This is a genomic window from Rhodospirillales bacterium (assembly GCA_023898785.1).
GTDB lineage: Bacteria > Pseudomonadota > Alphaproteobacteria > Micavibrionales > Micavibrionaceae > TMED27.
Genome location: CP060239.1, coordinates 1,907,829 through 1,928,310, shown reverse-complemented (window position 1 = coordinate 1,928,310; position 20,482 = coordinate 1,907,829). Strand labels below are relative to the sequence as shown.

Below are 20,482 nucleotides of genomic sequence, written 5' to 3'. Positions count from 1 at the left end.
CTGCGCGTATCGATTTTAAGCATACTTAATGGGGAAAATATCTATGCAAAATGCTGCCACCAATCTTGTACCGTTCATGAGTTCGAAGCCGGAAGCCGTAACTATCCTCAATATGTTGCCAGTCAATGTCATGACATGCAACCCAAACACGTTCGTCATCGACTACGCGAATAAACGAAGCATAGAAACGTTAAACTCCCTTCAACATCTGCTACCTGCAGGTATTTCCGGTGACAACATCGTCGGTCAATGCATCGATATTTTCCACAAAACGCCGCAGCGTCAGCGCAAAATGCTGGCCAATCCATCAAATTTACCGCACCAAGCAATCATCCGTTTGGGGCCGGAAATGCTGGACCTCCATGTCGATGCCATCATGTCAGGCAACAAAATAAAAAAACTGCTTTTAAGCTGGAGCGTCTGCACAGAGCGTGAACGTCTGAAGATCATGATCGACAATATGCCGATCAATATCATGATGTGCGATCCGCAATCCCTGAAACTAACCTTCCTGAACAAGACCAGTATTGAAACATTGCGCTCTATCGAGTATGCCCTGCCAGTAAAAGCGGATAACATGATGGGGGCCTGTATTGACGTATTCCACAAAAACCCGCAAATGCAGCGCCAACTCTTGGGCGATCCCAATAATTTGCCTCACAAAGCCAAAATCCGTGTGGGCGATGACGTTCTAGATCTAAATGTAGCCGCTATTCTGGATGATTCCGGTCATTATATTGGCCCGATGGTAAGCTGGGCGGTGATAACGGCGCAAGAAAACCTCTCCAAATCAGTTCTGGAGGTATCAGAAAGTGTTTCAGCCTCGTCAAACGATGTGCAAACAACGGCCCAAGCCCTCTCTGCCGCCGCTGAAGAATCATCGGCGCAAGCCACATCCGTAGCAGCCGCTTCCGAAGAAGCTTCAACAAACGTTCAAACTGTAGCAGCCGCAACCGAAGAAATGACCGCCTCAATCAAGGAAATTTCAGCGCAGATTGCAAAATCCAACGAAACAGCCGGCGAAGCCGTAAAAAAAGCCGAGGAAACCAACAGCACAGTTGAAGCCCTGCACGAAGCCTCCAACCAGATTGGTGAAGTCGTCAATCTCATCAACGACATTGCTGAACAGACAAATCTTCTGGCCCTAAACGCAACCATTGAAGCCGCACGCGCTGGTGAGGCAGGAAAAGGCTTTGCCGTTGTCGCCTCGGAAGTGAAATCACTCGCTGCCCAAACAGCCAAGGCAACGGAAGAAATTCGAACGCAAATCGATAAGATGCAATCAACCACGTCCGATGCCGTAACTGCAATCGGTTCGATTCGCACGACAATTTCAGCCATCAGCGATGCAACAAGCTCGATTGCCGCCGCGATCGAAGAGCAAACGGCTACCACATCGGAAATTTCTCGCAATGTGCAAGAAGCCTCACGCGCCACAGCGGAAGTAACTTCGAACATATCCGGCGTTCAACAAGCCGCCTCTGAAACAGGATCTGCCTCAACGCAGCTTCTCGAACTGGCAACCCAACTCTCCGAACGTTCAAATGAAATGAACAAACAGGTCAACGATTTTATGAACGCCGGCCAGAAAAGCAAAAAATAAATGAAAACTCAAACCTGTATAATAACCTCAACGCCCCCTTCCAGGGGCGTTTTTCTTGGCAAGTCCCGATCAGTACATCCACACAGCACCCGATAAAAAAACAAATAATGATTCTTGTTTTCGTGACCCTAGTGTATCATACGTACTTCCGTAAATGTTAAACGGCAACATAAACGACAAAGCAACGCCCATGTCTAAATCTCTGATCAAAGAAGCTCTGAAAGCTCTTCCCGGGAAACCTTCCGCAAACAAAACAGAGCTTCTCGAAAAACTCGCGCAAAGCATGACGCAAGAAGATCAGGATCATTTCAACCATACATTACTGGCCAAGATCGTAGAAATACACGAAAAATTGGCCGAAAAAAGAGAAAATGGAGACCCGCAACTCAAAATATACACCGTTACAGATTCACACCTCGGACCGCGCAAAACCATTATCGACGTTGTCAGCGATGACAAAGCATTCCTCGTTGACTCGGTCGTCGCCGAAGTCAACAAAAACTCATTCCTGATTGACCTGCTTCTTCATCCAATCATCTATGCCAAATATAGCGAAGACGGCAAATTGTTAAAAACCTCTCCGACAGAAAAAGAAGGCTTTATCCGGCAATCCCACATCCATATCCAAATTAAGGACACACTACCGGAAAGTGCTGTAAAAGCGTTAGAAATCGGGCTGTATGAGGCTGTCCAAGACGTGCACATCGCCAACAAAGACTGGCGCGAGATGCTCGAAAAGCTCAAAGACGCGCGGCAAGCTCTGGAAAACGCAAAAACGCGCCGCCCATTAAAAGAAGTCCAGCAATATTGCGCCTTTTTAGACTACCTGCATAACAACAACTTTACCCTGCTGGGCTACCGGGAATATAAATTCGTTGAAAAAAACGGCGAAGTGACAAGCCGCACCGTGCCCAGTTCCGGTCTAGGGCTGCTACACAAAGAAGTTCGACCGGCCTATATCAACGATCACGATGAAGGCCTGCCGCGAAACCTGCAGGAAAAACGGCGTAACCTGCCACCGCTCTCTATATCAAAAACAAACCGCCTGTCCACTGTTCACCGCCGGGTTCCGATGGACGCCATTGCCATCAAAACTTATGACGAAGACGGCACGATTACCGGAGAAAAACTCTTTATCGGCCTGTTTACCTCCGTAACCTATTCCCGCAGTGTCGGCGACGTACCATATATCCGTGAAAAAGTCGAAGAAGTCATGGAAATGGCCGGCTATTCTATAGGTTCACACGACCGCAAAGCTTTGCGGCACATTTTGGAAAAATATCCCCGCGACGAACTCTTTCAGATCAGTACAAAAGAACTGTTAAAGACCACCACCAGCATCCTGAAGCTTCAAGAACGCCAGCGCATCGCACTGTTTATGCGCAAAGATCCGTTCCGCCGCTACGTTTCTTGCCTGGTCTATATTCCCCGCGACCGCTTCGCCACATCCTTACGCAAAACCATGTGTTCTATTTTAGAAAAACAGCTCAACGGAACATGCGACACATTTTATACATCACTCGATGATTCCGTTTTCGCACGCGTCATGTTCATCATTAACATCCGACAAACTGATGACCCCATGCTGGATGTCAAACGCATCGAAAAAATGCTCCAGGAAGCTGGTCAAACCTGGCAAGAGCTTCTTGCACAGGCTCTGAGCGAAGTATACGCCAATGAAAATAACATCACAGCTACGTGCCAAAAATATGGCGAGGCTTTTCCCGTTGCTTACACATCACGTTACCGCCCAAAACAGGCACTCTTCGACATCGATAAAATCGAACAAGTCCTGGACACAAAAAATCTGCAACTGGACCTCTATCGTCCTGACGACATAGATCCTAAACAACTACGATTAAAAGTATACAACCCGCAACGTCCCTTAACACTATCTGACGTCATGCCCATTCTCGAAAATCTGGGTCTGCGCGCAATTTCCGAACTTCCTTTCGAAGTGCGCCCATATAAGGAAAAACAATCCATCTGGATTCATGACTTCCTGCTCGAAACGCCCGAGATGGATGAGATCGTAGACGTAGCATCTGTAAAACAGAATTTTGAACGCGGATTTTCAAAAATCTGGAGTAGCGAGATGGAAAATGACGGCCTAAACCGTTTGATTCTTGCCGCTAACATGAACTGGCACGAAATCACCATCCTGCGTACATATATACGTTACATGAAACAAATCCGCTATCCGCTCAGCCGCCCTTACACAGAAAAAGCATTAACCGTCCATGCCAATATCAGCCGCATGCTGGTTACTTTATTCAAAAGCCTGCACGATCCAAAGCATCAAAAAACATCCGCCAAAAAAGCCAGGGAATGCATGGCAAACATAGAAAACGCCCTTGAGAAAGTTGAATCTCTGGACCACGACCGCATTTTGCGTACAATCAGCAAACTCATCGAGGCAACCTTGCGCACAAACTATTACCAGCGCCTCGATAATGGCCGCGCAAAATCCTATCTCTCTCTTAAGATTGAGAGCGCCAAAGTACCGGAAATGCCAGCCCCACGTCCCTATCGTGAAATTTTTGTTTATTCGCCTCGCGTTGAAGGGATTCATCTGCGCGGTGATAAAATCGCCCGCGGTGGCCTGCGTTGGTCAGACCGTCATGAAGATTTCCGCACCGAAGTCTTGGGACTCATGAAAGCGCAAATGGTTAAAAACGCCGTCATTGTGCCAATGGGTTCCAAGGGCGGCTTCGTTGTCAAACAACCAACCCACAGCCGCGAAGAATTCATGAAAGAAGGCATAGAGTGCTACAAAACCTTCATTCGTGGCCTGCTCGACCTTACCGACAACCGCAAAGGCAACCTTATAATTCCGCCGAAAGATGTCCTGCGCCGTGACGATGATGATCCATATCTGGTCGTCGCCGCCGATAAAGGCACCGCCAGCTTTTCCGACATCGCAAACGGCATCGCCCGCGAATACGGCTTTTGGCTCGACGACGCTTTCGCCTCCGGCGGCTCTGCCGGATACGACCACAAGAAAATGGGCATTACCGCCCGTGGTGCCTGGGAATCGGTTAAACTGCATTTCCGCCAACTTAATCACGACACCCAAACCCAGGATTTCGATGTTGTCGGCGTCGGTGACATGGGGGGCGATGTCTTTGGTAACGGCATGCTGCTATCCAAACATATCCGCCTGATCGGCGCGTTTAACCACCTGCACATTTTCTGCGACCCCAACCCTGATCCGGCTACAAGCTGGGACGAACGTAAACGTTTGTTTGATGGCGTAAAAGGATGGGGTGATTACGACACCAAAAAACTCTCCGCCGGCGGCCGTATCTTCGAACGTTCAGAAAAAACGCTCACGCTCACACCTGAAATTCAAAAACGTTTCGATATTTCAAAAGAAAAAGTTACCCCGGGTGAATTAATGCGCGCCATGCTTAAAGCCCGCACCGACCTGCTCTGGTTCGGAGGCATCGGCACCTATATCAAATCAAGTAAAGAAAGCCACGCCGACGTGGGCGATAAAGCAAGTGATGCCCTGCGCATTAATGCGCCTGATTTACGCGCTAAAGTCATTGGCGAAGGCGCCAACCTCGGCGTTACACAACTGGGCCGTATCGAGTTTTGCGAAAACGGCGGCAAAATGAACACCGACTTTATAGACAATTCCGGCGGTGTAAACTCCTCTGACCTCGAAGTGAACATCAAAATCCTGATGACCGATGTTATGGGCGGAAAAACACACAACATGGACATAAAGGCCCGTAATAAACTGCTGGAAAAAATGACCGATGAAGTCGCCGGACTGGTCTTGCGCAATAACTACCAGCAAGCACAAGCAATCAGTTTGGCGGAACTGCAAGCACGTGAAAATCTTCAAATTCAGGATGAATTCATGAAAGACCTGGAACGCGAAAAGGGCCTTAACCGCGCCCTTGAAGGTCTGCCCGAAGAAGAAAAAATCGAACAGCGCCTACGCGCCGGCAAAGGCCTGACCCGCCCCGAACTCGCAGTACTCGTATCCTACGCCAAAATATCCTTCACACAGGACCTGATGGCCTCCGACATTCCTGAAAGTGTGGATATGGAAGACTGGATTATCAATTACTTCCCTGGCGATCTGCGAAAAAAATACATCAAGGAAATCAAGCGCCACCGTCTGGCCCGTGAGATTGTCGCCACCTCCATGGCCAACTCGCTCGTCAACCGTATGGGCCCAACCTTCCTCAAAGAAAAAATGAACAAAACCGGCTCCAGCGCTGCCGAAATCGCCAAAGCCTATATCATCGTACGCGATGCATATAATCTGCGCGCGCTCTGGGATCAGGTCGAAGCCCTCGATAATAAAGTACCGGCAGAAGTCCAGCTCAAAGCCATGCGGGAAATGGCGCTTCTCTCAGAACACTCCATCAGTTGGTTCCTTACCCGATTAGGGCATGATTTGGATATAGGTCGTGAGATTAAAGATTTTGGCGAAGGCATAAAAAATCTCAGCAGCAATCTCAGTAAACTCCTGACCAATGATCTTAAAGCCAGCGTCAACATGCGCATTGCCGCAGGACAGCGCGACGGTCTACCCAAAGCCCTGGCCGAACAAATTGCCCTCATGCCTGTACTATCCTCGGCATGTGACATCATTCGCATTGCTCTCGAACAAAAAACCGATCTATTGAAAACAGCCCGAACTTATTTCGAAGTCGGCGAAGAATTTCACATGGACTGGCTACGCCAGCAAGCACGTTACCTCCCTTCCGACGATCATTGGCAAGCCGAAGCCGTCCGTGGCCTCGTCGACCAGCTCTTTGGCGCGCAAGCCGCCTTGACTGTACGTATCTTAATCGACACCAAGGACAAAACAAACAAAGGCAAAACACCCGCAGAAACATGGATGGATGACCACGCACATAAAGTCATGCAACTCACACCGCTCTTCGCAGACTTGCGCCGCGCCGGAACGATTGAATTGCCGATGCTGATCATCGCAGAGCAGCGCCTGCGCAATCTGGCAGGTTGTTAAAATCCGCCGGCAAAAATAACGGCAAGGACCAACAACCCTAAATCGCGGTTGGACTTAAACACGGCCAAAGAGCACGCAGGATCATCCATATCCCAGCGCCCGATCTGCCAGAACAAATGCATACCAATCAGCGCCAACCCCGGAAGTGCAAACGCATTCAGCGAAGACAGCGCAAACCCCCATCCCAGAAACACCAGCATCACCGCATAAAACCCGCTCACCCATTTCTTGCTGTTCTCACCAAATTTTAGCGCAGTCGATTTCACCCCGATGAGAGCATCATCCTCCTTATCCTGGTGCGCATAAATCGTATCATAGCCGAGCGTCCACAAACACGCCGCCACATACAATAAAAGCGCCTGCGCGCTTAAACCATCCATCACCGCCGCCCAGCCCATAAGCGCACCGAAATTAAACGTCAACCCGAGAACCGCCTGCGGCCAGAACGTCACTCGCTTCATCAGCGGATAAATAACGATCAGAGGAACAGCCAGTAAACCCAGCAAAATGGTTATGCCATTCATCAAAATAAGAATACAAAAACCGGCCATCAATAACCCGAACAGAAAAATAAGAGCTTGCTGCACACTCACTTCGCCACTGGCCAAGGGACGTACGCGCGTACGATCGACCTGTGCATCCAGCTTCCGATCCCAAATATCATTAACCACACATCCGGCTGCGCGCATCACGGAAGCGCCCAGAGCAAAAAGGAAAATCAACCACAAAACTTTAAAGCTAAAACCGCTCAAATGCGAAGCGGCCAACGTTATTCCCCACAAGGCCGGCAGCAATAAAAGCCAAATCCCGATCGGACGGTCCAGCCGCGCCAGATAGACATACGGCCTGAAACGTTCAGGCAATTTCTCAATCCAGTTCCATAATCGAATATCGGTAAACATGACCACATGATGCCTGCACACCGCCGCACGAACAATCCTAAAGTAATAAAATATATATGAAGAACTGCAAGCTTATGATTTATTACAAAGATTATGAAAGACACACACAAAACCCCGCGTCTCTACATTGATCAGCCGCTAAATGCTGGTAAAGATGTGATACTTGAAACGCCGCAAGCCCATTACCTGAAGTCGGTCTTGCGCTTTGAAAAAGGCACACCTGTACGTGTTTTTAACGGCCGGGATGGGGAATGGCTCGCCACAATCTCTGCGCTGGAGAAAAAATCCGCTGTGCTAACGCTCACAAACCAACTGGCCAGGCAACCCGTACAACCTCAACCGTTACATCTGCTCTTCGCTCCCATCAAAAAACACCGCATGGATTTCCTGATCGAAAAAGCCGTTGAACTGGGTGTAACAGACCTCACACCTGTCATCACCGCCCACACGCAAACACGCAAAATCAACGAAGAGCGCCTTCACGCCCAAATCATCGAAGCCGCCGAGCAATGCGAACGTATGAGCCTGCCAACCCTTCATAAAGTTGAAACACTGCCCGGTGCACTGCAAAAATGGAACCAACAAATACCTGTATATTGGGCGGCCGAGCGTTTAAAAAATACGCCCCATATCAAGGAAATAATAAGCCCTGAGGCTTTCCTTATCGGCCCCGAAGGTGGTTTCAGCGAACAAGAAAGCGACTTTCTGCAAACACAGGAAATCGTAAGGCCAATCTCTTTGGGAAAAAATATTCTGCGCGCCGAAACGGCCGCTCTTTTTTGCCTGTCCCATGCGAATCCGTGAAAGCATTATCTATATGTTTAATTGGGATCAATTCAGCATATTGACCTGACTTGTTATAGCCTATACGCTCATCCATTAGCTTGGGTGTTTTTGAAAAACATGCGGGCTTTTGGAAACCCGTTTTACAACTTAAAGCAGCAGATTTTAAGACAATGATCAAAAGATTCCTGACCTTTGCCTTGGCCGTATTTGTCTCATTTCCAGGTGCCCCCGCTTTTGCCGGACAACCAATGCCTTGGCAGATTGGCCTGCAAGAACCCGCATCACCTTCGGCGCTGCGAATTTTTGAATTCCACGACATGCTGCTCTATATCATTTTCTCCATCGCAATTTTTGTCCTGTTGCTGCTGGTCTGGGTCATTATCCGCTATAATGCAAAAGCCAATCCCCAGCCCGCACAATTCTCTCACAATGTCTTAATTGAAGTCCTGTGGACTGTGATTCCCATCGTGATCCTCATCATCATAGCTATTCCATCTTTCAAGGTCCTGTATTACAACGACCGCGTTGAAAACCCGGACATGACTCTGAAAGTTACAGGATATCAATGGTATTGGACGTACGAATATCCTGATCATGACGGCTTGAACTTTTCATCCTACATGATCGCCGACAAAGACATAGACGAAAGCAAAGACCAGAAACGCTTGCTCTCCACCGATAATGTCGTGGTCCTGCCCATCGACACCAATATCCAGATTTTGATCACAGCCGGTGACGTAATTCACTCTTGGGCTGTGCCAGCTTTAGGCATCAAACTCGATGGTATACCGGGCCGCCTCAACGAAACTTGGGTCCGCATCGAAAAAGAAGGAACATACTATGGCCAATGTTCAGAGCTTTGCGGCAAAGACCATTCTTATATGCCTATTGAAATCCATGCTGTCAGCAAGGACGAATTTAAAAACTGGCTGATAACCGCCAAAAAAGAATTTGCATCCCTTGATGCAAGCGACGATTCGCTAATCCGCATGGCCGGATTTCAGAAATAAAAACAACAGATAAAGAACAAATAAACCAAGGAAGACGATAACAATGGCTGATCATAAACCGGGATTTTTTGCGCGCTGGTTCATGTCTACGAACCACAAGGACATTGGAACGCTCTACATCATTTTCTCAATCTTTGCCGGAATTGTTGGCGGCCTGTTTTCCATGATCATGCGTATGGAACTTCAGGACCCCGGCGTCCAGTTCATGGTCGATAGCGCCGGAAACCCCGATGGCCATATGTGGAATGTTTTCATTACCGCCCACGGCCTCATCATGGTCTTCTTTGTCGTTATGCCGGGCCTGATAGGCGGTTTCGGCAACTGGTTTGTCCCGCTGATGATCGGTGCGCCGGATATGGCCTTCCCACGCCTGAACAATATTTCCTTCTGGCTTATCATTCCGGCATTCCTCCTTCTGCTTTCTTCTGCAGTGATCGGCGGTGGAGCAGGAACGGGCTGGACCGTCTACCCGCCGCTTTCGAGCCTTCTGGGCCACCCGAATCTCGCTGTTGATATGGCAATTTTCTCGCTTCACCTCGCCGGCGCCAGCTCCATTCTCGGCGCAGCCAACTTCATCACCACCATCTTCAACATGCGCGCGCCGGGCATGACGCTACATAAAATGCCACTCTTTTGCTGGGGTATGCTGGTGACCGCCTTTTTGCTGGTCCTCGCCGTACCTGTGCTTGGCGGTGCGATTACCATGCTGCTGACCGACCGCAATTTCGGCACCTCCTTCTTTAATCCCGAAGGCGGTGGCGACCCTCTTCTCTACCAGCACCTCTTCTGGTTCTTCGGCCACCCTGAAGTTTACATCATGATCCTGCCGGCTTTCGGCATCATCAGCCACATTGTTTCAACCTTTTCTAAAAAGCCGATCTTCGGTTATCTCGGGATGGCCTATGCCATGGTCGCTATTGGCTTTGTAGGATTTATCGTCTGGGCCCACCATATGTACACAGTCGGCATGGATGTTGACGTTCGCGCCTACTTCACTGCTGCCACCTTGATCATTGCCGTGCCGACAGGCGTTAAGATTTTCTCCTGGATCGCAACTATGTGGGGCGGCTCGATTGAGTTTAAAACCCCAATGCTCTGGGCCATCGGCTTTATCTTCCTCTTCACCGTTGGCGGCGTCACCGGAGTCGTCCTGGCCAATGGCGGTATGGATGTGGCTCTGCACGATACTTACTATGTTGTTGCCCACTTCCATTACGTCCTGTCGCTCGGCGCCGTCTTCGCCCTGTTCGCAGGCTTCTATTACTGGATCGGCAAAATGTCCGGCCGCCAATACCCCGAATGGATGGGGCAGGTCCATTTCTGGCTAACCTTTATCGGCGTCAATACGGTCTTCTTCCCGCAACATTTCCTAGGGCTGGCGGGTATGCCCCGGCGCTATATAGACTATCCTGACGCTTACGCTGGCTGGAACGAGATCTCATCCTACGGCGCATATCTAACCGGTATTGCGACTGTGTTCTTTATCTTTGTCGTCTTCTACACGCTGCTCAAAGGCCGCAAGGTCGGCGACAACTACTGGAACGCACAGCCGCAATCAATGACACTGGAATGGACCGTATCTTCACCCCCACCATTCCACCAATTTGAGATTCAGCCAGCGGTAAAATGATGAAATCATTGGTGAGCAGCATCGCTGCGAACCTTGAGCACTCTCGGTCATTCCGGCAGAAGCCGGGGTCTGTAGCCGTAATATGGTATTAAATTTGCTTTTTTGACCATAAAGTGCTAATAAAGTCTTATGAATATCTCGGCGGCAAAATTCTATCTCCCGGAAAGCGAAGGGAGAAAACCGCAAGCACTGGGAAACTATGACAAGCTTTCTGGGCCGTTTTCCGCTGCCATAAACCATTCAGAAATCAAAGTACCAAATAACAAAGCCTTATACGCGGTAAATACCGACCAATATGGTGAAACAGACGCCCTGTTTTTCAACCCCTACGATAAAACACTCCAACAACGCATTTTCGAAAAAATTGCAAACGGAGTCCACGGCGAAGCCCTCGATTTACTTTTTAAACACCTCGATGGCCGCGATCCAGAATACACACGTGAAACACTCGAATATTTCCGCGACGAGTTCGAAGACCGCGGCCTCGATGCCCTCGCCCTCATTCTCGAAGAGATACTCTCATACGAGCTTCCGATGTTGGATCTGAGCGATCTACATAAACAAATGGACAGCTTGGCAGCATGGGGTGTTGACGAAGATTTATCCGGCCTCGCCGACGGCATCACCCTTGCAAAAATGATGGAAGCTCAAAACATCGCCCGTCAGGCCGATGAAGTAGAATTATTACAAGCACAACAAGAATACCTCTTTGTACCCGCAGAACCATCCCTCATACCCGCACCACGTTTCTTCTAAGAAACCCCGGCTTGCCGAGAAACTGCTTTAGCGCTATACAAAAAGCATGAACAACACCGCCAGCGCCGAAATGACGACAATCATCTCCGAAGCAACCGTTTCGGACTATTTTTCCCTGCTTAAACCCAAAGTGATGAGCCTGGTCATCTTCACAGGCTTTGTCGGAATGTGGGTTGCCCATAAAACTGTAGAGGGCATGGCACAAACTCACCCCTTCCTGCTCGCCGTTGCCATGCTCTGCCTCGCCGTCAATGCCGGCGCTGCCGGAGCCATTAACATGTGGTATGACCGCGATATAGACGCCATCATGCATCGCACCAAAAACCGCCCCCTGCCAATGGGGCGCATACACCCGGATGAAGCACTATCCTTCGGCGTGATTCTCTCTGTGCTCTCAATCATGGTCATGGGACTGGCCCTGAACTGGACCGCCGCCGCGCTGCTCGCCTTCGCGAACCTGTTTTACGTGTTTGTCTATACAATCTGGCTCAAACGCCTTACCCCACAAAATATCGTCATCGGCGGGGCTGCCGGAGCCTTCCCGCCAATGATAGGCTGGGCCGCCGTCACCGGAGACATCACGCTTTATCCACTCATCATGTTCCTCATCATATTCATGTGGACCCCGCCCCATTTCTGGGCGCTCTCACTCTTCGCCAATGAAGATTACCGACGCGCGAATATCCCGATGATGAGCGTTACCGCCGGAGCCCGCAAAACCAAAATCCAGATGCTGCTCTATACGCTGGCACTGGTCCCGCTCACCATATCCCCGGCCTTTTTAGGACTGGCCAGCCTCCAATACGGCCTCATCGCCGCCACGCTCGGCACCCTCTTCATCCTCTCTTCAATCCGGGTTCTGGCCAGCGACAACCTTAAGCATGCCAAAATCATGTTTAGCTATTCGGTTTTTTACCTTTTCGCCCTGTTTCTTGCCATCATGATGGGATAAAATGCCCCCATGAAACCTCTACACCAAACAGAAGTTCACAAAAAGAAGCTCAAGAAAAACCTAGCCGTTCTTGGGATGATCATGGGCTTTTGCGCCCTGATCTGGGTTATAACCATGATCCGCATCGCCGGAGGCTAAGATCAAGATCTAATCTGGGCTTTGATCCACAGCCACAGATCAGGTATGCTAGAAAAGTAAGCAGTTTCTATTCGCCTCGGAAGGTTAAAACCCATGCACAAAATACTCTTTGGACTATCCCTGATTGCACTGATCGCTATGCCAACCATATCCTTCGCCGGTGAACTACTGCCTGGCGGCACCCCGGAAAAAGCAGGCGTATCGCCAGACGCCACCGTTTCTCCAGACGCCGCCGACATGCGCGATATTCATCAACGCCGCCTTGATTACCGCGAGGAAGAGATCAAACTGAAACAGCAAATGCATGTACGCGCCGAAAATTTTGCCACGCCACGCCGAGAATCCCTCAAACGCTACGAAGAAGGGCTTGCCGCCTTAAACGAAACCCGTACGTCTGTTGAAACCGAGGAAGAAGACGAAGAATTACTTGAGATAGACGAAAGCGAAGAAATGGATGAAAGCGCCGAGACGGACGAAAATCCAATCATTAACGAATAAAAAATTCGTGTTTGCTTAAAACATCCAGATGAACGCCCCACCCTCTCAACCAGATCCGCACACCGCCATGGCCCAAAAAAATGCGCGCCTCGGCCTGACCATTCTCGGTGTCGTGTTGGGCATGGCCGCACTGGCCTACGCCTCAGTACCACTCTATGACATGTTTTGCCGCGTCACCGGATTCGGCGGCACCACGCAAACATCCGACGCTTGGCCAGAGCAAATCATTGATCGATCACTTACCATTAATTTTAACACTGATACATCCCCAAACCTGCCATGGGACTTTTCCCCCGAAAAGCGCTCCATAGAGGTAAAACTCGGGCAAAAAGGCCTCATCGCCTTTCATGCAAAAAATAAAGCCAATACACCCCTTGCCGGATCGGCCATTTACAACGTAACCCCGCTCAAGGCCGGAAAATATTTTCATAAGGTTCAATGCTTTTGCTTTGACGAACAAATCTTACAGCCCGGCGAAAATGTCTCAATGCCGGTCATGTTCTATATCGATCCGAAAATGAATGACGACCCCAACATGGATGACGTACAAACCATCACATTATCGTATACTTTTTTCACCAGCGAGTCCGAAGAGCTTGAACAAGCGCTCGAAGACTTTTACAATCAATAACCTAAGATTTCTTTATAGAGACAGAAAGATAACGAACATGGCAGGAAACATCGAATACACGACGACCGGAAAGCCGCACCCATACCACCTCGTGCGCCCGAACATCTGGCCGCTGATCAGCGCTTTTGCTGGTGGCTTCTTTGCCATGATGATGCTCATGTACTTCCCCGGTTACCGCGAAGCCCTGCAAGCCGGCGGCACAGACCTGCCTTTCCCGTGGGGGCCTCTGCTCGGCGTCGTATCCATAATGATCTGTATGTTCTTCTGGTGGAAGGACGTGATCTATGAATCGGTTGTCGAAAAAGCCCACACTAAAATCGCAGAAATCGGCCTACGTTTTGGAATGGCACTGTTTATTGCCTCCGAAGTGATGTTCTTTGTCGCCTTCTTCTGGGCATTTTTTAGCTCATCCCTTTTCCCAAGCGAGGCCATAGGCTTTGTCTGGCCCCCTAAAAATATCCATACCATTGCCGCCTTTGATCTGCCTTTCCTGATGACCATGATTCTGCTCCTCTCAGGTTGCACAGTTACATGGGCACACCATGCCGTCCTGGAAGGCGATAATAAAAACGCCGTCAAAGCCCTCGGCATAACAGTATTCTTAGGCCTTGCCTTCCTGTGCTTCCAGATTTATGAATACGCCCATGCTCATTTCGGCTTCACCGAAGGCATCTTCCCTTCAACATTCTTCATGGCCACTGGTTTTCACGGCTTCCACGTCTTTGTCGGCACTGTTTTCCTTGCCGTATGCTGGGCCAGAGCCCAAAAAGGCCACTTCACTCCCGATCGCCATTTCGGCTTTGAAGCCGCTGCCTGGTACTGGCACTTTGTCGATGTTGTCTGGCTCTTCCTGTTCGTCGCTATCTACTGGTGGGGCAGTGAAATCGGTATGGACCACACAAGTCTGCATCCGGCTGTTGAATCCGCAGCTATGGCCCACTAGGCAATTTAACAAGCCACATGCCGATTGATCACGAACTCATCAAAACCGGCTGGGCCTGCAAATGCCCCAAATGTAAAACAGGCAACCTCTACCAGCCCGGCTTTACAATGACCCTGCGGGATAAATGCGAAGAATGCGGACTGGACATTAGCCGCAATGACAGTGCCGATGGCCCTGCCGTCTTCCTGATTTTCATTTTAGGCTTTTTACTCGTCCCCGTCGCTCTGATCGTCGATGCGCTTTATGGTTGGCCACTCTGGCTCCACGCCCTTATATGGGGTGCATTGGCGATTGTCCTAACCGTTGGAGCCCTGCGCCCGCTTAAAGCCTATATCATCGCCTTGCAACACAAACACCGCCCCGAAGATTGGGTATAGAATTACATGACAAAAAAAACACAACAAAACCCTCTCAAGCCGCCCTTCTGGGCCACTTTTCTAACCCTCATAGGAGTTTGTATTCTATGCACCCTCGGCACTTGGCAACTCCAGCGCTTGGCATGGAAAAACGATCTAATCACCAATCTTGAGACGGCTTATAAGACGCAATTCAACACTCCACTAGATTTCGATGAAGTGAACATAAAAAAAACCATAAGTGGAGGTACGAGGGGGGCACCGACAATCAGTACAACCATCGTGCAGCCACAAGAATTTAAATATGGAAGAGTGACTGGCAAACTGCTTAACGAAAAAGCATTTCTTGTTGGACCACGTACGTTAGACAAAAAAATTGGCCATAACTTAATTATTCCTATGAGCATTAACTCCAGTCAAAAAACATTATTGATCAATTTAGGATGGACAGATGCGCAACTGCATGAATTATTAATAGACAGCTTTTATGATCAAACAATTTGGTTTGAAGGAATAACCATCGTTCCGAAATGGAACAAATTCACACCCAAAAACGTGCCCGAGAAAGATTTATGGTATCGGCTGGATATCAAACAAATCGCAAAAACAAAAGACCTTACGAACGTCGAACCCTTTATTCTTCGTGCAGAAAGATCATCCGAAAACTTTGGTGGAAAGCTTCCAAATAACAAAAAGCTCTATCCAAACAACAATCATCTGCAATATGCTTTGTTTTGGTTCACAATGGCCGCAGCGCTTACAATAATTTATGCCTTACGCTTTATCAAACGCAGGAAAAATCCTTCATAGAATAATGATTTTATTGGAGGCTGGTCTTAGGCTTATCTTGCGTATTCACACGGTTCTGGGCAAATTTAAGCCCCTGCCCCAAAGAAACATATTGCTGATGAGTCTGGCCCTGCTGCAACTTAAAGCGCTTGAGCTGCTGTCCCGCAAGCTGCTCACCGGTCGGTAAATTCACACTGCGTGGATTAACCTGCTCACCATTAAGCAAGACTTCATAATGCAAATGCGGCCCCGTAGAACGCCCGGTAGTCCCGACATAACCAATAATCTGCCCCTGACGCACACGAGACCCTTTACTCACACTCGACTTAATTCGATGCAAATGCGCATACGCCGTCTTCAGTTTCGAATTATGACGAATGCGAACATAATTTCCAAAGGAACCATTACGTCCTGCGCGCTCCACAACACCATCCCCAGCGGCATAAATCGGCGTCCCTGTCGGCGCCGCAAAATCCATCCCCTTATGCATTTTGGAATAGCCCATAACAGGGTGCTTACGCATCCCAAAACCAGAGGAAATTCGTGCCCCGTCAACCGGCGTTTTCATAAGAGTTTTACGAATACTGATACCATCGGGTTCAAAATAATCGACTCGACCGTCATCCATCTCAAACCGATAAATCGGATAATCGCGATTGCCGACATTGAGACTGGCAAACAACACATTGCCATAGCGCGCAAACTCTCCATCCTCCGTTTCAAAGGCCTCATATAGCACTTCAATTTTATCACCTGAACGAATATCGCGTTGAAAATCAATATTCCAGGAATAAATCCGAATCATCTCTGCAATCACAGCCGAAGGAATATTCGCTCGCGCCGCCGAACCGTAAAGCGATGTTTCAATCCGCGTTTTACGCGCATATAACTTTGGAAACAGCTCTTTTTCATTCAGATCAGCCTTAAACTCCCCATCATCAGTGCTCAAAACACTAACCTCTTTAACGGGATCAAGCCTCATAGAAAGCTTGGAAAATTGAAGAGCGTTATCATCGCCTGATTTAAAATGCACATCAATCCTTTGACCGGATTTGACCTTACGTACATCATAATATTTTTCCAGCGCTTTCACCGCGCGGTGCGATTCAGACCCGCTCAAACCGGCCTCTTGTAACAATCCGGCTACAGTATCTCCAGACTTCACCACCAGCTCTTTATAACGCGGCTGCTCCGGCTTTTGAATCGCCAAAGAGGCCTGACGAATAGCGCTCGATATACCGGCCTGCAACTGCGCGTGGGCCGGATCAACACTTTGAACAAGTTCTGATTTATGTACTGCAAGAGCTGGCCCCAGCTCATAAGCGATCTTATAATCCTCAGCTATACGCAACGCCATCGATGAACCCGGTACACCCAGAACACTGAACAGCCCGACCAAAGCAACAGCCATGCAACTCGTAACGTAACGCATACGCAAACGATTATCCCGCGTTACGAAATAACGTTGACGTAACGGCATAAGACGATAAAGCGCAAATTTAGACTTAAGCGATGCGCAAAACTGCATCCAGAACCACTCCAAGACATTTCGAAGGCCCGCCAACGTCAATACATCCCTGCGACGATGGGCGGCGAACCAAAATCTGTTTCTTACTGTTCTGCGTAACATACTCAATCTTCTAAACCAATAAATTGGTGCTTGAGAGGTACAAAAGACTTCTGGATAAAAAGAGTCAAGGAAGAACTAGCACACCAAAAGCCGAAATACTGCGGATTCAAAATAAACCTACAGAGCACCAACACCATTACCACTACCATTATATGACAAAAATATTAAGGAATTCAAGCCTACGGCTGTGTAAGAGCCACAAAAGCGCATTCACATGCCATCTACAAGACTTTAGATAACATCATCTATTGACACTCACTATTCATACGCTCATACGCTTTGCTTGATCCTTTCAAACTAAACGTATCCGTCGTCAGCGTACCGCGCGCCGAAGTTCCTTTAACCACCATCTTACTACCATCACGAAGGGCCTGCGAAAGCTTTTTATCCGTGTCTGCATCCGGCGCCCAGGCTGTTTCATCTTGCGTAAACAACATAAAATCACTGCCGTCAATTGTGACAGTTGCCTCGCTTCCGGCTTTATACGTATAACCGGTAATATAGCTAAACACATCGCGGGTATTTTCCACAGGGCGATGCGTAATCAACGCAAACGGCTCACCACGCTTGGTATAATCCCCTTGCTTCAACTTCGGCTGACTGGCGATATAACAAACCTTATTACCATCCTCAAAAAACACATACACTTCCCAATCGCCATGCGTCGCCATCAAGCGGGGCTGCCCGGCAAAAGCCTGCAAAGGCGTAAGAAAAATACAAAACGCAAAAATTGTCAGGGCAAGAGTTTTCATGGTGCTTCTATGTCCGTTAGTCATTGAATATATATCAGCCATTTTTCTATCAAAAAATACCGCCACATCATACAGCGCATTTCAAAAATTTCCAATCACGTTCTGAAAATCAAGAAAAACGCACCTAAATCTTAGGTGTACGCACCTTCCGGCGATGTCCCGTTGACCTTTCCGGTAAAACCTCGGTTGGCCCGCCTGCGCGCACCGGGCGATCCGCAAACCGGCCCATCGAAAGCAAACGGTCATACATCACCAAAGCCCCGGCCACCCCTACATTTACACAAAATCTCATCGGAATCTGGATGATATGATCACACCGCTCCACCAGTGCAGGAGATAAACTCCCCATCTCCGGCCCCAACACATAAGCCGCTCGAGCAGGATGGCGAAAGCTGGGAAGCTCAATCGCCCCGTCCAGCAATTCCACCCCCACCAACGCGCATTTATCAGGCAACGCCAGTTCCGCCGGGCTGGCATACTCGTAATACGGCACATGATCGAACGCATCCGACGTATCGGAAACCCGCATCAATTCGACATCAACCTGCGGATCAATCGTGAAAAAGAAATTCGCGCCAAAGGAATGTGCAGACCGGGCAATCGTGCCGACATTTTGCTCTTTGCTAATGCCTTCAACGCCAATCCCGAAATATCCACGCATATCCCGAACCATAGCGCTATGCCTTGAGTACGCGTTCCATCCGGTCCAGCGCCTCGCTCAAGCGCCGCTCTGATACCGCAAAACACATACGAATATAACCTTTAGCCGTTTTCCCGAACGCACAGCCCGGCGAAAGCAACACGCCCGCCTCATCGACAAAACGCTTGGTCAGCTCTTTACAATCATCTTGCCCGTCAACCTTGAAAAAGGCATAAAATGTTGCCTCCGGATAGGCCATATGCACATTGCCAAGCTTTTCAAACCGCTCAACCAGCAAATCCCGGTTCGAACGCCATAAATCAATCTGACGCTTGAGAAACTCTTCACCCTGTTCCAGCGCCGCAATCGCACCGTACTGAGTGAAAGTCGGTGGGCACAGATTATTATACAGCGCCACATCGCGAATCTTATCTTCCGCCGCCGGTGGCCCTACAATCCAGCCCAAACGCCAGCCCGTCATCGCCCAGCTTTTCGAAAAGCTGTTAACCACCAGCAAAAGATCATCCGGCTCGGCCACATCCAGAAAACTATCCGCGCGCAAATGCGTATGCTTGCTTTCATAGACAATCCGCCCATAAACCTCATCGGCCAGCACCCAGATCCCACGCGCACGCGCAAACTCCAAAATCGCGCGCATTTCATCCTGCGACGCGCTCCAGCCCGTTGGATTCGAAGGCGTCACCACGAGGATAACCTTGGTCTTATCGCTGCAGGCGCCAAACAATTTCTCCAGATCCAGAGTCCAGCCTTTCTCGTCGGAATAATCCAGAGAAACCTGTACATTATCCGCTTGAGTTAACTCAATCGCCCCGATCAAATTCTTCCAGATCGGTGTAATCGCCACGACCTCATCGCCTTTATCCAGCAAAGCCGCCAAAGACAAATGCATCGCCGTCGAGCCCGACGCCGTCACAAAAAAACGGCTCGACGGAATTTCCAGCTCGTAAATCCGCTTATAATAATCCGACAAAGCCGTGCGCAGCTTGGCCTGACCCAAAGTTGGGCCGTAAACCGTGTGCCCGTCCTGCATTGCTGTAAAAGCCGCCCGCGCAATAAAATCAGGCGTCGGGGAATCACCCTCACCTTGCGCCAGCGTAATCATATTCTCCTTTCCAGCCGCATAATTCATCATCTCAACGCCTGGATTGGACGTCAATGCATGCAACACAGGGCGAAATTTCGGCCCCTGTCGAACCTCATTCACGGTTTCGTCGTTGTTTAAATGCTCGTTATTGGTCGTTTTAATGCTCATATATTCCAAAACTTTCATGTCTAAACTTTCAGCCACGCCCGATGCATATACATGCGTTCAAAGCGCTATTCAATTAATTTAAATGGGAAACGGGGCGTGCGCTTATGCACTATGGGCGAAAGTACAGCGGGCCTGACCCGCCGCAGTTGCTGCGGCCGCTGATGCTGGAGCGATAAACGCGATCTGGCGGCTGTTCGTATTCA

17 protein-coding genes are annotated in these 20,482 nt (G+C 49.2%); 12 read left to right on the top strand and 5 right to left on the bottom strand.

Features of this window, described 5'->3' with window-relative positions; all coding sequences use genetic code 11:
* Window positions 1–43: 43 nt before the first annotated feature.
* On the top strand, window positions 44–1,603 hold the full coding sequence (locus tag H6859_09585) for a chemotaxis protein (protein ID USO05382.1): 1,560 nt from the start codon (window positions 44–46) through the stop codon (window positions 1,601–1,603).
* Window positions 1,604–1,793: 190 nt separating this feature from the next.
* Window positions 1,794–6,593, top strand: a complete 4,800-nt coding sequence (locus tag H6859_09580; GenBank protein ID USO05381.1) for an NAD-glutamate dehydrogenase — start codon at window positions 1,794–1,796, stop codon at window positions 6,591–6,593.
* Here the strand turns inward: H6859_09580 and H6859_09575 are convergent.
* Window positions 6,590–7,495, bottom strand: a complete 906-nt coding sequence (locus H6859_09575) for a 4-hydroxybenzoate octaprenyltransferase (GenBank protein USO05380.1) — start codon at window positions 7,493–7,495, stop codon at window positions 6,590–6,592. The two genes, H6859_09580 and H6859_09575, sit on opposite strands and share 4 nt — an antisense overlap.
* Window positions 7,496–7,588: 93 nt before the next feature.
* Here H6859_09575 and H6859_09570 point away from each other — a divergent pair, with 93 nt between their 5' ends.
* The 10 genes from H6859_09570 (at window position 7,589) to H6859_09525 (ending at window position 16,005) form a co-directional block, all read left to right on the top strand.
* The gene (locus H6859_09570; protein USO05379.1) at window positions 7,589–8,299 is read left to right on the top strand and encodes a 16S rRNA (uracil(1498)-N(3))-methyltransferase; all 711 of its coding nucleotides are present in this window, start codon (window positions 7,589–7,591) and stop codon (window positions 8,297–8,299) included.
* Window positions 8,300–8,451: 152 nt separating this feature from the next.
* Window positions 8,452–9,291 (top strand): cytochrome c oxidase subunit II, encoded by an 840-nt coding sequence (gene coxB, locus H6859_09565; protein USO05378.1) that lies wholly within the window; start codon window positions 8,452–8,454, stop codon window positions 9,289–9,291.
* A 43-nt stretch (window positions 9,292–9,334) separates the two neighbouring features.
* On the top strand, window positions 9,335–10,921 hold the full coding sequence (gene ctaD, locus H6859_09560; protein USO05377.1) for a cytochrome c oxidase subunit I: 1,587 nt from the start codon (window positions 9,335–9,337) through the stop codon (window positions 10,919–10,921).
* 129 nt (window positions 10,922–11,050) lie between these two features.
* Complete coding sequence (locus tag H6859_09555; protein USO05376.1) at window positions 11,051–11,677, top strand: hypothetical protein; 627 nt, start codon at window positions 11,051–11,053, stop codon at window positions 11,675–11,677.
* 46 nt (window positions 11,678–11,723) lie between these two features.
* Entirely contained in the window at window positions 11,724–12,629 is a 906-nt protein-coding gene (locus H6859_09550; GenBank protein USO05375.1) for a protoheme IX farnesyltransferase, read from the top strand.
* 231 nt (window positions 12,630–12,860) lie between these two features.
* On the top strand, window positions 12,861–13,265 hold the full coding sequence (locus H6859_09545; protein ID USO05374.1) for a hypothetical protein: 405 nt from the start codon (window positions 12,861–12,863) through the stop codon (window positions 13,263–13,265).
* A gap of 28 nt (window positions 13,266–13,293) precedes the next feature.
* Window positions 13,294–13,896, top strand: coding sequence for a cytochrome c oxidase assembly protein (locus tag H6859_09540; protein USO05373.1), 603 nt, complete (start codon window positions 13,294–13,296; stop codon window positions 13,894–13,896).
* A gap of 37 nt (window positions 13,897–13,933) precedes the next feature.
* Window positions 13,934–14,839 carry a cytochrome c oxidase subunit 3 gene (locus H6859_09535; protein ID USO05372.1) on the top strand — a complete coding sequence of 302 codons (906 nt, stop codon included), beginning with the start codon at window positions 13,934–13,936 and terminating at the stop codon, window positions 14,837–14,839.
* 17 nt (window positions 14,840–14,856) lie between these two features.
* Window positions 14,857–15,216, top strand: a complete 360-nt coding sequence (locus H6859_09530) for a DUF983 domain-containing protein (protein USO05371.1) — start codon at window positions 14,857–14,859, stop codon at window positions 15,214–15,216.
* A 6-nt stretch (window positions 15,217–15,222) separates the two neighbouring features.
* Window positions 15,223–16,005 (top strand): SURF1 family protein, encoded by a 783-nt coding sequence (locus H6859_09525; protein USO05370.1) that lies wholly within the window; start codon window positions 15,223–15,225, stop codon window positions 16,003–16,005.
* Window positions 16,006–16,015: 10 nt separating this feature from the next.
* On the opposite strand, the gene H6859_09520 is transcribed toward H6859_09525, so the two are convergent.
* The 4 genes from H6859_09520 to H6859_09505 all read right to left on the bottom strand — a co-directional run bounded on the left by H6859_09520 (window position 16,016) and on the right by H6859_09505 (window position 20,315).
* Window positions 16,016–17,548, bottom strand: coding sequence for a peptidoglycan DD-metalloendopeptidase family protein (locus tag H6859_09520; protein ID USO05369.1), 1,533 nt, complete (start codon window positions 17,546–17,548; stop codon window positions 16,016–16,018).
* A gap of 311 nt (window positions 17,549–17,859) precedes the next feature.
* The gene (locus H6859_09515) at window positions 17,860–18,366 is read right to left on the bottom strand and encodes a hypothetical protein (protein USO05368.1); all 507 of its coding nucleotides are present in this window, start codon (window positions 18,364–18,366) and stop codon (window positions 17,860–17,862) included.
* Window positions 18,367–18,490: 124 nt separating this feature from the next.
* Window positions 18,491–19,027: an RNA methyltransferase gene (locus tag H6859_09510; protein ID USO06751.1), complete on the bottom strand. Its 537-nt coding sequence runs from the start codon at window positions 19,025–19,027 to the stop codon at window positions 18,491–18,493.
* Window positions 19,028–19,043: 16 nt separating this feature from the next.
* Window positions 19,044–20,315: a pyridoxal phosphate-dependent aminotransferase gene (locus H6859_09505; GenBank protein ID USO05367.1), complete on the bottom strand. Its 1,272-nt coding sequence runs from the start codon at window positions 20,313–20,315 to the stop codon at window positions 19,044–19,046.
* Between the last annotated feature and the right edge of the window lie 167 nt (window positions 20,316–20,482).